Annotated in this window: 13 protein-coding genes; 4 read left to right on the top strand and 9 right to left on the bottom strand. The window is 36.3% G+C overall.

Going from position 1 to position 12418, the window contains the following annotated elements:
• The first annotated feature begins 50 nt into the window (after positions 1 to 50).
• A complete protein-coding gene (locus tag C9E89_RS18520) occupies positions 51 to 797 on the top strand; it encodes an AzlC family ABC transporter permease (protein WP_171405175.1) in 747 nt (248 codons plus the stop codon).
• A complete protein-coding gene (ygaH, locus tag C9E89_RS18515) occupies positions 787 to 1128 on the top strand; it encodes an L-valine transporter subunit YgaH (RefSeq protein WP_107009788.1) in 342 nt (113 codons plus the stop codon). The genes C9E89_RS18520 and ygaH overlap by 11 nt, the downstream gene beginning before the upstream one ends.
• 3 nt (positions 1129 to 1131) lie before the next feature.
• On the opposite strand, the gene C9E89_RS18510 is transcribed toward ygaH, so the two are convergent.
• From C9E89_RS18510 to C9E89_RS18475, 8 genes are all read right to left on the bottom strand, one after another.
• Entirely contained in the window at positions 1132 to 1764 is a 633-nt protein-coding gene (locus tag C9E89_RS18510) for a protein DA1 (protein WP_107009787.1), read from the bottom strand.
• An 11-nt stretch (positions 1765 to 1775) separates the two neighbouring features.
• Positions 1776 to 2255 (bottom strand): hypothetical protein, encoded by a 480-nt coding sequence (locus C9E89_RS18505; protein ID WP_107009786.1) that lies wholly within the window; start codon positions 2253 to 2255, stop codon positions 1776 to 1778.
• Between the two features lie 116 nt (positions 2256 to 2371).
• Positions 2372 to 3508: a rod shape-determining protein RodA gene (rodA, locus tag C9E89_RS18500; RefSeq protein ID WP_107009785.1), complete on the bottom strand. Its 1137-nt coding sequence runs from the start codon at positions 3506 to 3508 to the stop codon at positions 2372 to 2374.
• Between the two features lie 93 nt (positions 3509 to 3601).
• Entirely contained in the window at positions 3602 to 4315 is a 714-nt protein-coding gene (gene ispD, locus C9E89_RS18495; RefSeq protein ID WP_107009784.1) for a 2-C-methyl-D-erythritol 4-phosphate cytidylyltransferase, read from the bottom strand.
• Positions 4284 to 4670 carry a septum formation initiator family protein gene (locus C9E89_RS18490; protein ID WP_107009783.1) on the bottom strand — a complete coding sequence of 129 codons (387 nt, stop codon included), beginning with the start codon at positions 4668 to 4670 and terminating at the stop codon, positions 4284 to 4286. The genes ispD and C9E89_RS18490 overlap by 32 nt, the downstream gene beginning before the upstream one ends.
• A 253-nt stretch (positions 4671 to 4923) precedes the next feature.
• Positions 4924 to 6213, bottom strand: a complete 1290-nt coding sequence (gene eno / locus C9E89_RS18485; protein WP_107009782.1) for a phosphopyruvate hydratase — start codon at positions 6211 to 6213, stop codon at positions 4924 to 4926.
• Positions 6214 to 6256: 43 nt separating this feature from the next.
• Positions 6257 to 7114 (bottom strand): 3-deoxy-8-phosphooctulonate synthase, encoded by an 858-nt coding sequence (kdsA, locus tag C9E89_RS18480; RefSeq protein WP_107009781.1) that lies wholly within the window; start codon positions 7112 to 7114, stop codon positions 6257 to 6259.
• A gap of 27 nt (positions 7115 to 7141) precedes the next feature.
• Entirely contained in the window at positions 7142 to 8782 is a 1641-nt protein-coding gene (locus C9E89_RS18475; protein ID WP_107009780.1) for a CTP synthase, read from the bottom strand.
• A 226-nt stretch (positions 8783 to 9008) separates the two neighbouring features.
• Here C9E89_RS18475 and C9E89_RS18470 point away from each other — a divergent pair, with 226 nt between their 5' ends.
• Positions 9009 to 9548 carry an internalin gene (locus tag C9E89_RS18470; RefSeq protein ID WP_107009779.1) on the top strand — a complete coding sequence of 180 codons (540 nt, stop codon included), beginning with the start codon at positions 9009 to 9011 and terminating at the stop codon, positions 9546 to 9548.
• A gap of 141 nt (positions 9549 to 9689) precedes the next feature.
• Here C9E89_RS18470 and C9E89_RS18465 read toward each other — a convergent pair whose 3' ends face one another.
• Positions 9690 to 11108, bottom strand: a complete 1419-nt coding sequence (locus tag C9E89_RS18465; protein ID WP_107009778.1) for an aspartate ammonia-lyase — start codon at positions 11106 to 11108, stop codon at positions 9690 to 9692.
• 144 nt (positions 11109 to 11252) lie between these two features.
• Between C9E89_RS18465 and C9E89_RS18460 the strand changes: the two genes are divergently transcribed.
• On the top strand, positions 11253 to 12128 hold the full coding sequence (locus C9E89_RS18460; protein WP_107009777.1) for a LysR substrate-binding domain-containing protein: 876 nt from the start codon (positions 11253 to 11255) through the stop codon (positions 12126 to 12128).
• The last annotated feature ends 290 nt before the right edge of the window (positions 12129 to 12418 follow it).

Raw genomic sequence — 12418 nt, 5'->3', positions numbered from 1 at the left:
CTTTTGTTTTACTCCCAATTAGGTGTTACGTGTCTCAACACACAAGCTCTATCGTCAAGCCTGCTGGATTTTGGCAAGGTGCTAAAGATAGTCAAGCGATTATTTTTACATATTTACCCGTTTCCTTTGCTTTTGGTGTCTCTGCAACTCAGTTTGGATTTACAGCATGGGAAGCTTTGTTTTTATCATGCTCTATGTATGCAGGTGCAAGTCAATTTTTAGTCGTTGCATTACTTGGTAGTGGAACTTCAATTTGGATGACAGCACTGACTGTGATCGCACTTGATATACGCCACATTCTTTATGGACCTGCATTACAAAACCTCATTCAAGATCGTTTAAATCTAAAAAAAACAGCCATTTGGTCTTGGGGTTTAACTGACGAAGTTTTTGCTGCGGGTATGATTAAACTTTCACAAAGACGTCAAGAATGGTCTGAGTCTTGGATGTTAGGCTTAAGTTTATTTAGCTGGCTGTCATGGGCTTTAGGTTCTTTTTTAGGGGGGTTATTCTCTGACCAAGTTGCGCATTTACCTCAGTTTTTACAAGCTGCGCTCGACTTTTTATTGCCTGCATTATTTTTAAGTTTTTTATTGGCAGCTTTTGAGAAAAAGCATACTTTTGTTGTCTGTATTTCTTTGATTGTTGCTGCTATTTCATGCTATTTCATCAATTTATCCGCAGCTATTTTCATTGGAATATTATCAGGAATACTTGCAGGAATTTTCAAACATTACGTTTTAAAACAACATGATGATATTCCTACCAACACTTCAGGAGAAGCAAATGAATCTTGAAATTATTTTAGTAGGTATTGTCGTTGGTATTGCAAATTTTGCCTCACGTTTCGGTCCATTTTTTTTAATTCAAAAAAGCCAACAAAATAAACAACAACGTGGTGCAACATGGCTTAAAATTGCTTTAGCAAGTATTGGAATTTCTGCCATTAGTTCTATGCTCATTGTAGCAACTTTGCCAGCCCTGATTGAAACACCAAATAAAAGCTTTGCGATGTTTGTTGGTTTTATCGTACTTATTGGTATTTATTTTAAATTTAAAAAAATTGTATTGGCAACCTTAATTGCCGCAGTTTCGTATGGCTTGGTATATACCTATTTACCGCTTTAAAACCTAAATAAACGCCCGAAAATAATTGGAAAAGCCTTGTTGTTTATATGCTTCATAGGCTTTTCGCAACTCATCGCCATAGACTGGATCAGGATTATTAAACTCTTTATACAATACCCTAGGCATTAACGGGTTTTGTGATTTTTGGCTCACCAATAAAGCAATTAACTGGCAAAAACCTTCTTCTGCTTCCTGAGTGTTAAATTGATACTGATGCTGTGAAACCAATACATGCCCAATTTCATGGCTCAAAACCCAGACTAAATTTGCTGTGGGCATACCATAAATCACATAAATTTGTGCATTTAAATGTTTATTTTTAAAAAACATATCAGTAGCGATAATGTTCGTTGCCAAACCTTCCGCTTGATCAAAACCCAAAGAAATCATTTTTTCTTTACTGACTAAGCTAACGTAAGTATGACCCCGTGTAAATTTCAAACCTAAGTCTTCAATTTGCTTGAGTACCCATTGCGCTACGACTTGTAAATTTTCACGACTCACAATGATATGTTTCGCACAATCTTTACAGAGCATACGACCATCTGCATAACTTAAAATATCGTGTTTAAAATGCTGATGTTGACAATAATAACAAGGATATAAAACTTGGCGTTGAAAATAATCTAAAATCATTTTTTACTTTATTATTCTGCGAATACTTTTAATTTTTGTATAGACTCAACCAAAGTTTGATTGAGCTGCTCAGAATGTTTAATCAGTTTTTCTTTCTGTTTTTCGTCATTTTCCCATTGCTTCTGATTTTTCAACAAATAAATTGAATCATCATTATAAGCAATAAAAGCAGCTCGAACTTTTTTACCTTCAGGTGTTGCGAAACTGGCTTGATCGAGAGATTGGCTCAAAGCTTGTAAATTTTTAATCACGTCAGCGACCTGTGCTGTTTGTTCAACTGTTACAGTTTCAGCATCTTCTACGATCATCGTGGTCATTTTTTGCATATCCACTTGCTCCATCAAACGAACAAATAACGCAAAATCAGCTTGATGAGCTTTTTGGGTATTGTGTTGTTTCATTTCGATGTTTGTTGCTTTATCAGCATAAACAAAGTTAAACATTGAAGTGCTCAAGAATATCGTAGTTGCAAGTAAAAGTGGGCGAATCATATTTTGTGTTCCTGATGATAAAATTGAATTTATTTAAGTATTTTACTGAGATTAAATTTTAGATTTTTATATATAAAAATAAAGGGACATTTTATCAAACATCCCTTTCTGTGCGCTTAACGATGGGTATGAATCGACATTACAATACCAAAACTCGCTAATAATGCAATCACAGCGGTTCCGCCATAGCTCATTAATGGTAATGGATCCCCTGTGACAGGCAAAATTCCGCTCACCATACCTGAGTTTACAAATACAAAGAAAAATAATGATAAACCAATCGTACCTGCTAAAATTCGTCCATAATTATGAAAACAGCCAAGGCTAATCATCATACAACGGAAAATAATTGCTGCGTACAACAAAAATAGTAAAAAAACACCAATAAAACCAAACTCTTCGGCATAAGTTGACATAATAAAGTCAGTATGATGCTCAGGCAAATAGCCCAACTGCGACTGTGTTCCACCAAGATAGCCTTTACCTGTAAAGCCGCCTGAACCAATAGCAATTTTAGATTGAATAATATTCCAACCTGCACCTAAAGCATCTGATTCTGGATCAAATAAGGTTAATATGCGCTTCTTTTGATAGGTTTGTAAGACAAACATCCAAACTAAAGGCAAAGCCATAGCCGCTGCTACAATAGCACCAATAATTAATGTCCATGACATACCACTTAAGAACAGCGCAAACACGCCACCAATCACAATCCCTATGGCTAAATCAGGTTGCAATAATGCCAAACCAAAAGGCACAACCATTAAAATTAATGCACCGATCACATGACGAAATTTAGGCGGTAAAGGTTGACGTGAAAAATACCAAGCCATCATTAATGGCATTGCGAACTTAGTAAACTCACTGGGTTGCATACTCCCAATACCAGGAATCGTCAGCCAACGTTTTGCACCAAGTCGAACATCTCCTACCAACAGAACCAAAACCAATAAAATAATGGCAAAGATATAAAAATATGGGCTAATCGCTTGATAAACTTTAGGTGGAACTTGCGCACACAAAAAAAGTAAAATAAAGCCGACGATAAAACTGACACCTTGACGTGCCAACATCCCAACATCCTGATCAGATGCGCTATAAACCATTAATAAACCCAGTGCGGCATTGATAAGCAAAAATGCCAATAACCAAGGGTCTAAATGTAATTTATCCCATTTTGAAATAGTTTCATTGAAGCTGCGACCATCCCTTAAGGAATGTCGTAAGAAGCGATATTGCTCGGTGGGTGGCATTTTATTTTCTACAAAAAATAAGAAACAAAATTATAAAGAGAAAAGTCTAAGAAAACATCTTTCCCTTTATAATTCTTATGAATTTGCTCAATTTTATTGTTGTGCCATTAAAATTAAACGAGCCAATTCTAAATCATCTGGATAAGTAATTTTTATATTGTCTGAACGCCCTTGAACCACTTGAACGGTTTGCCCAATAAACTCTAAAGCACTTGCTTCATCTGTAATGACACATTGGTTTTTTAATGCGTGTTCTATTGCTTGTTTGAGTTGAGCTATTGTCGACATTTGAGGCGTTTGTGCCTGCCAAAGTTGCTCTCTACTCACAGTTTTGTCAATCTCATGGTTTTTAGCAACACGTTTTAAAGTATCACGTACTGGAACTGCTAAAATTGCACTGCTTTCAGTCTGTTTTACAACATTTAATAATTGATTCAGACAATCCAAAGTTACACATGGACGGGCAGCATCATGTACCAACACGACGTCCTCTGGTTCAGCAATTTCGGTCAGATAAAGTAAAGCATTCAGCACTGAATCTACACGTTCAGCACCGCCTAAACAAAAGTGAATTTTATCTTTTTGTTCAAATGCCAATGTTTGAGCAACATCATCTTGTTCACCTATTGCAAGCACACACCCCGCAAGAGGCAACTGCATTAAACGATTTACAGTATGTTCTAAGACCGTTTTATTTTGAATCAATTGATATTGTTTAAGTTCTGTCTTGGAGAAACGACTTCCCGAGCCTGCCGCAGGAATAATTGCCCATAACTTACGGTTGTTCAGGTGGGATTTCATCTTCATTGGTTCTGTCGTCTACTGGCGCATTTGGATCAATATAAATAGGTTTGTAATGGGTACTAATCGTACTCATTTGTACAAAAGTTTCATGTGGTTTAATTAGACCTAAATCAAGCCGTGCATGTTCTTCTATCGCTTCTGCACCATTTTTTAAGTCATATACTTCTGCTGCCAAAATACGATTACGTTCTTTTAGCTCATTATTTACTTCAGTCTGTTGCTGAATTTGCTGCAATAATGCTTGATGTGGAAAATATCCACCATCACCAAACCAATAACGGTATTGCAATATAATAACGATCAACAGTGCAATAATAAAAATAACTTTACTTGATGTTGACTTAAAGACTTCTAACATATTTAGGGCTATCGACAAGAGTATGAATTATCGACAAAGTATATTTAAAATCAGTAGTTTACTTTCAAAGAAAACACTTTAACGTATACAACAAATTAAAAATATCTTTGTCTAGTCAGAGTATGACTAATTTTTTCTCAAGCTTCAGTATAAAACTTGAAAAGGTTGTTGCTATTTTCACATTTTCTGCTCTATTGACTTTATTTTCATCAACAAAACCATTCTATGCTTCAATAACAACAACCTTTTTAGCTTAGTTCAAACCTTTGAATTCAGCCTTACCACGGTAAGCCGCTTTCGTTAATTCTTCAATACGAAGCAATTGGTTATATTTTGCTACGCGGTCAGAACGGCAAAGTGAACCTGTTTTGATTTGACCTGCTGCTGTACCTACTGCAAGATCCGCAATTGTAGAATCTTCAGTTTCACCTGAACGATGAGAGATAACAGTGGTATAACCATTGTCTTTTGCAAGGTAAATCGCATCTAAAGTTTCAGTCAACGTACCAATTTGGTTGTATTTGATTAAAATAGAGTTACCTACTTTCTCATTAATACCACGTTGTAAAATCTTAGGATTTGTAACGAATAAATCATCACCAACCAATTGGATTTTATCACCAAGGATAGAAGTCAAATAAGACCAACCTTCCCAATCAGACTCATCCAAACCATCTTCAATAGAGATAATTGGATATTGGTTTACAAGACCTGCTAAATAGTCAGAGAATTGGTTGCTTGTAAATGCTTTGTTGCCTTCACCTGCAAGAATATACTGACCATTTTTGTAGAATTCTGAAGATGCACAGTCAAGCGCAAGCATGATATCAGAACCCGCTTTATAACCCGTTTGACCAATTGCTTCAAGAATTACAGTAATTGCTTCTTCGTTTGAACGTAAGTTCGGTGCAAAACCACCTTCATCACCAACAGCAGTGTTTAAACCTTTTTTGTTTAATACTGATTTTAAAGAATGGAAGATTTCAGCACCCGCACGAAGCGCTTCAGAGAATGAAATAAAACCTACAGGCTCAATCATAAACTCTTGAATATCAACGTTATTATCTGCATGTGAGCCACCATTAATGATGTTCATCATTGGTACAGGCATTGTTAAAATTGTTTGACCACGTAAATCTGCGATGTATTGGAAAAGTGGAATTTTCTTTTCATCAGCAGCAGCACGTGCAGCAGCGAGCGATACTGCTAAAGTTGCATTTGCACCTAATTTTTCTTTGTTCTCAGTACCATCAAGCGCAATCATCGTATTATCGATGTCTTTTTGCTCAAATACAGACTTACCAACCAAAGCATCACGGATTAAAGTATTTACATTATTAACCGCTGTTTTAACGCCTTTACCTAAATAACGCGCTTTATCGCCATCACGAAGTTCTAAAGCTTCACGAGAACCAGTTGAAGCACCAGATGGTGCACATGCACGACCAACAACGCCAGATTCTAAAATTACGTCTGCTTCGATGGTTGGGTTACCACGAGAGTCCAAGATTTCACGTGCACGAATGTCAACGATTTGGCTCATGAATAATTCCTCAGTTGAATGAATAAAAGATACCAAAATGGTATCAATGAGTATCTAACTTCTTGAATCCTTTTACTAAAGTATCCAATTCTTTTAATTGTGCCAAGAATGGCTCAAGCTGTGACATACGTAATGCACAAGGACCATCACATTTTGCCTGTTCAGGATCAGGATGTGCTTCTAAGAATAATCCTGCTAAACCTGTTGCCATACCTGCACGAGCAAGTGTGGTAATTTGTGCGCGACGCCCACCCGCAGAATCTGCACGTCCACCCGGCGTTTGCAAAGCATGTGTGACATCAAAAAACACAGGGACATTCATTTCTTTCATGGTGTCAAAGCCCAACATGTCTACAACTAAATTGTTATAGCCAAATGCTGAACCGCGCTCACATAAAATTAATTTGTCATTTCCTGCTTCCAAACATTTATGCAAAATATGACGCATTTCATGTGGTGCAAGAAACTGGGCTTTTTTGATATTGATAATGGCTTGCGTTTTTGCCATGGCTTCAACCAGATCAGTCTGACGACTTAAAAATGCTGGAAGTTGAATAATATCAGCCACTTCAGCGACTGGTGCAGCCTGATAAGGTTCATGTACATCAGTAATGATAGGAACATTAAAATGTTTTTTAATGTCAGCTAGCCACTCTAAGCCCTTTTCCAAACCAGGACCACGGAATGAATGTAGGCTTGAACGATTCGCTTTATCAAAGCTTGCTTTAAATACATATGGAATATCTAAGCGTTTACAGATATCAACATAAGTTTCTGCTATTTCAAACGCTAAATCTTTAGACTCAAGTACATTCATGCCGCCGAATAGTACAAATGGCAAATGATTTGCCATTTGTATATCGCCTAAACGTACAATTTCTTGTGCTTTTAATTGTGACATTTAAACTTCCTAGTTGTCGCTATATGCTTATTTACTATTTTGGTGCTGTTGTTTAGCAGCATCAATAAAGCTAGCAAATAATGGATGACCATCACGTGGTGAGCTTGTAAATTCTGGGTGGAATTGTACAGCAATAAACCAAGGATGTTCAGGAATTTCTACAGTTTCAACAAGATGTTGTACCGCAGAATAACCAGAAATTTTCATACCTGCTTCTTCAATAGCAGGAATAAAACGATCATTCATTTCATAGCGATGACGATGGCGTTCTGTGATTTCTGCTTTTGCATAAACTTCACGTGTTTTTGTGCCTTCAACCAATTCAGATTTTTGTGCACCTAAACGCATTGTACCGCCTAAGTTTGACTCGGCACTACGATGTTGAATTTCGCCACGCTCATCTAACCATTCAGTAATTAAACCAATCAATGGGAATTTAGTTGAACGGTTAAACTCTGTTGAAGTCGCTTCTGGCATACCTGCAACATGACGTGCAAACTCGATCACAGCCAATTGCATACCCAAACAAATACCTAAGAATGGTACTTTGTTTTCACGTGCAAACTGAATCGCTTTCATTTTGCCTTCAGTACCGCGCTCACCAAAACCACCTGGAACAAGGATTGCATCTGCATCTTTCAATACTTCAGCAACATTTTGGCTTTCAAGCTCTTCAGCATTGACATAATCAATTTGAACTTTAACGCGGTTTTGAATACCTGCATGTAAAAGTGCTTCATTGACAGATTTATAAGCATCTGGCAATTCAACATATTTACCCACCATCGCCACACGAACTGTATATTCTGGGTTTAATAATGCTTCAACAACGTGATCCCAATCTGAAAGATCCGCTTCTGGCAAATTGTCATAACCAAAACGTTCACAGATTAAATCATCAACATTTTGCTCATAGAATGTACGCGGAATTTGATAAATTGAACGCGCATCTTTACATACCACAACTGCACGTGCTTCAACGTTAGTAAATAACGCGATTTTACGAGTTGTGTCTGCATCAACATCATGCTCAGTACGACAAATCAAAATGTCAGGTTGAATACCAATAGACAATAATTCTTTTACAGAATGTTGTGTTGGCTTAGTTTTAAGCTCAGCAGCAGACTTGATATATGGCAATAAAGTTAAATGCATGAGCATTGTACGTTTATGACCAAGCTCAACCATTAACTGACGTACAGATTCCATGAATGGGAGAGATTCAATGTCACCTACCGTACCACCGATTTCAACGATGGCAACGTCATAGCCTTCGCCTGCACGAAGTACACGTTCTTTAATATTGTCCGTAATATGTGGAATAACTTGTACTGTACCGCCTAAGTAATCACCACGACGTTCTTTATTTAAAACATCCTGATAAACACGACCAGAAGTAAAGTTATTCAATTTGGTCATTTTGGCACGACGTAAGAAACGCTCGTAATAACCCAAATCTAAGTCCGTTTCAGCTCCGTCTTCTGTAACAAAAACTTCACCGTGTTGGAATGGGCTCATAGTCCCAGGATCGACATTAATGTATGGATCCATTTTGACCATGGTCACTTTTAAACCACGGGCTTCTAAAAGTGCAGCAACTGAAGCAGCTGAAATACCTTTACCTAGTGATGATACAACACCACCAGTGACGAATATAAAATGGGTCATTAAGTTTCTCGTACAATGGAGCCTAAATTGGCCTACAATGTTGTGCGATTTTACTTTACCTTGTACCAAGAAAGCAAAGTCAATTCACATCAATTCATAGAACAATAAACAATTGGCTATTCTATCAGCATTTCCAATAAAAAATTAACATTACAGTACATGATTTTTATCTCTAATTTTATTGTTATAATAGCCTTACTCCCTAGAAGCTATATTTTGTGTAAATATGAATAAAAAATTTTTAATTTGTGGTTTGATTGCTACAGGTCTTGTTTTAACAGCGTGTGTGAAAAAAGAAGAGCCTAAAAATGATGAACCTGAAAAAGTAGAAACAACTCAAACACAGCAACCTGTACAACAACCTGCTCAGTTTGAAAACCTTGATTCTGCTGAACATGATCAAGATGAGACTCAACAGCAGCCAACTCAAGTGAATAATCAGCAACAACCTGCTCAAGCAAGTCAAACTGATACACCAAGTACAGCATCAAATCATCAAGCTCAACAACAGCCTGTAACTGCTGCACCTGCTCCAGCACCAGCTCCTCGTGCAGAAACGCCTGCGCCTCGTCCTGTTCAAGCAACTGAAACGACACGTACAGAGGCACCAAAACCTGCTGCACCGAAGCCAGAAGTAAAACCTGTAGCTGTTGAAACTGCACGTGCAGAAACACCTGCACCGAAAGCAAACTCAGGTGCTGCTCAAACTGAAGATGACGCTGTTGCTGCAGCAATCGCTGCTGCTACACCTGCATTGAAAAACTAAGATTTAGTATTAAAAAAAGGGAAATTATAATTTCCCTTTTTTATTCACGCCACATCAGTATCAAGTTTCATACATGATATGAAAACTTTAATTTCTTATGTAAGTTATGCATTAGATTGATTTTATCCTTAACTTAAAACACTAAGCTGCGTGTTGTTTTGGCTGAATCATATTATGGACAGCAAGTACATTTGCCAAAATTTCATCTGAAAGTAATCCTTCAGCTTTGATCAAAGCTAAAACACTCTCACCTGATTCATTTGCCATCTTTGCAATTCTTGTGGTGGTTTCGTAACCTAAATATGGGTTTAAAACAGTCACAATTCCAATGGAGTTCTCTACTAAATGCTGACAATGTGCTGCATTGGCACGGATATTTTGGATGCATTTTTCATTTAACATTTGCATCGCTTTGCCTAATAACTCAATAGATTCAAATAATTTAAGCGCAATTAATGGTTCAAATGCATTTAACTGTAGTTGCCCACCTTCTGCTGCCAAAGTAATTGCTAAATCATTTGCAATAATTTGATAACACGCCAAATTCATTGCTTCAGGAATGACTGGATTTACTTTTCCTGGCATGATTGAACTACCAGGCTGGCGTGGTTCCAATTGGATCTCGCCTATACCTGTACGTGGTCCACTCGATAACAAACGTAAATCATTAGAAATTTTAGACAACTTTGTTGCAGTACGTTTGAGTAAACTTGATAAAAGTACAAAGTCACCCATATCTGTCGTTGCCTCAATCAAATCAGGCGCACTTGAAATATTTTTACCTGTAATTTCTGATAAAGCTTGAATTGCTTTTATACGATACTCAGTTTCGGTATTAATTCCCGTACCAATTGCTGTTCCACCTAAATTAATAACACTGAGTGAATCAGGCATAATATGATTTAATTTTTGCAAATCATTTTGTAAGGTGTGCGCAAAAGCACTAAATTCTTGCCCTAATGTCATCGGCACTGCATCTTGTAACTGAGTACGCCCCATTTTCAAGATATCAGAGAACTCGTTAGCTTTGCTACTTAAGCTTTCAATGAGTTTTTGAAATGGAGTATTCAGATGATCCAATGCAAATAATAAACCTATTTTTATTGCACTTGGATATACATCATTGGTTGACTGAGACATATTTACATCGTTATTAGGATGTAGATGTTGATATTCACCTTTTGCATACCCCAGAAACTCTAATCCAATATTTGCAATAACTTCATTGGCATTCATATTTGTAGAAGTTCCAGCCCCACCCTGAATCATATCAATAGGAAAATGGCTATGGTATGAACCATTTATCAATTGCTGGCATGCATATTGAATCGCATTATATTTATTTTCTTCAATTTTATTTAATTTAAAATTAGCATCCACACAAGCGGATTTCACCATAGCAAGCGCTTGAATAAAAATAGGAAAATCACTTAACTTATGCACACTTAGATTAAAATTCTCAAGCGCTCTTAATGTTTGCACACCGTAGTAGCAATGAAATGGAACTTCCTTGCTTCCCAATAAATCCTTTTCAGTTCTCGTTTTAATTTCAATGTTCATTTGCAATGTAGCTCTACGAAGATGATGAATTTATCTTAGGTGAAATAATCCAAACTTGACCAATGTAAAAAAATATATCTGTATGCATTTTTTGCATATCACTTGTTATACTTTCATGAGTTAAATATTTATTGGTAATCAGACATGACGCTTGAAATTCGCTGGATTGAGGATCTTCTTGCATTGGATCAAGAAAAATCGATCTCTAGAGCAGCATCTATACGTCATGTCACGCAATCAGCGTTTACTCGTAGAATACAAAATATTGAAGCATCGTTGGGATTTCAAATTTTAAAGCGTTATAGTAAAAATATTGATTTTACAGATGCTGGTCAAGTCTTACTCTCAACAGCAAAAAGTATTAAAAACCAAATGAATACAACGATAACGTATTTAGAAAAAAATATTAAAGACAATGAACTTTCGATTAAATTTGCCGTATCTCACTCTCTCATCACTCAGTTTTTTCCCAAATTTATTCAAAAATTATATTCAGACTATAATGACCTAAAATTAGAAATTATTGCTGCAAATCTGCAACAAGGCATACGTTTATTAAAAGATGGTTCTTGTGATTTTCTCATTTGTTATTGTGATCAACTTACTTTGCAACAATTGGATGCTACGCTTTTTACCTACCATAAAATTGTAAATATGCAAATTGTGCCCGTGACAGCCAACAAAAATGAATTGCCTAAATACGAACTCAATCAAACTTTCCCGCTTTTAGCCTATAGTAGACAAGCCTATCTGAGAAAATGTGTCGATAAAATGATAGAAAATAAACTGAATTATCGAACTTTATATGAAACAGATAATGCCAGTGACTTAAAAGCTTTGGCTTTACAAGGCTTAGGTATAGCATGGTTACCTCGTTTACTTATTGAGGATGAAATCAATGAAAATAAATTAAAAATACTGGATGGTTATAGTTTCTTCCAAGATATTTATATTGTTCGTAGTAATATGATTTACTCTCAAAAGATAAATTTCGTTTGGAATTATTTAGCACTTACATAAACCATTTCTCAAATTTTTTAATATTTACATGATTCTATCTATTTAAAATCAATAAAACATCACACTTAGACAATTAAAATGGATAGATCAAATAACAATATCTGATTTATCCGATTATTTGATCACTTTATCCAATATGGATTAGTCACTGATGTTACGCAGCAACTCTAAAATTAAACTTTGGAGCTAGAAAAATGTGGATACGCGAAAACGTCATCCGCAACGTGTTTGAGGCAGGACTACTTTAGATAGAAATGTTTCTGCGATGTATTTATCAATTTGCGGTAGTC

This window comes from Acinetobacter sichuanensis, assembly GCF_003024515.2.
In the GTDB taxonomy this organism is placed as follows: domain Bacteria; phylum Pseudomonadota; class Gammaproteobacteria; order Pseudomonadales; family Moraxellaceae; genus Acinetobacter; species Acinetobacter sichuanensis.
Note: the sequence above shows the minus strand (reverse complement) of the source record. Positions and strands in the feature narration are given on the sequence as shown.

Excerpts from the sequence above, each read along its gene's own strand:
- ygaH (WP_107009788.1), top strand. The coding sequence starts at position 787 with ATGAATCTTGAAATTATTTTAGTAGGTATTGTCGTTGGTATTGCAAAT.
- C9E89_RS18510 (WP_107009787.1), bottom strand. The coding sequence starts at position 1,764 with ATGATTTTAGATTATTTTCAACGCCAAGTTTTATATCCTTGTTATTAT.
- C9E89_RS18505 (WP_107009786.1), bottom strand. The coding sequence starts at position 2,255 with ATGATTCGCCCACTTTTACTTGCAACTACGATATTCTTGAGCACTTCA.
- rodA (WP_107009785.1), bottom strand. The coding sequence starts at position 3,508 with ATGCCACCCACCGAGCAATATCGCTTCTTACGACATTCCTTAAGGGAT.
- ispD (WP_107009784.1), bottom strand. The coding sequence starts at position 4,315 with ATGAAGATGAAATCCCACCTGAACAACCGTAAGTTATGGGCAATTATT.
- C9E89_RS18490 (WP_107009783.1), bottom strand. The coding sequence starts at position 4,670 with ATGTTAGAAGTCTTTAAGTCAACATCAAGTAAAGTTATTTTTATTATT.
- eno (WP_107009782.1), bottom strand. The coding sequence starts at position 6,213 with ATGAGCCAAATCGTTGACATTCGTGCACGTGAAATCTTGGACTCTCGT.
- kdsA (WP_107009781.1), bottom strand. The coding sequence starts at position 7,114 with ATGTCACAATTAAAAGCACAAGAAATTGTACGTTTAGGCGATATACAA.
- C9E89_RS18475 (WP_107009780.1), bottom strand. The coding sequence starts at position 8,782 with ATGACCCATTTTATATTCGTCACTGGTGGTGTTGTATCATCACTAGGT.
- C9E89_RS18470 (WP_107009779.1), top strand. The coding sequence starts at position 9,009 with ATGAATAAAAAATTTTTAATTTGTGGTTTGATTGCTACAGGTCTTGTT.
- C9E89_RS18465 (WP_107009778.1), bottom strand. The coding sequence starts at position 11,108 with ATGAACATTGAAATTAAAACGAGAACTGAAAAGGATTTATTGGGAAGC.
- C9E89_RS18460 (WP_107009777.1), top strand. The coding sequence starts at position 11,253 with ATGACGCTTGAAATTCGCTGGATTGAGGATCTTCTTGCATTGGATCAA.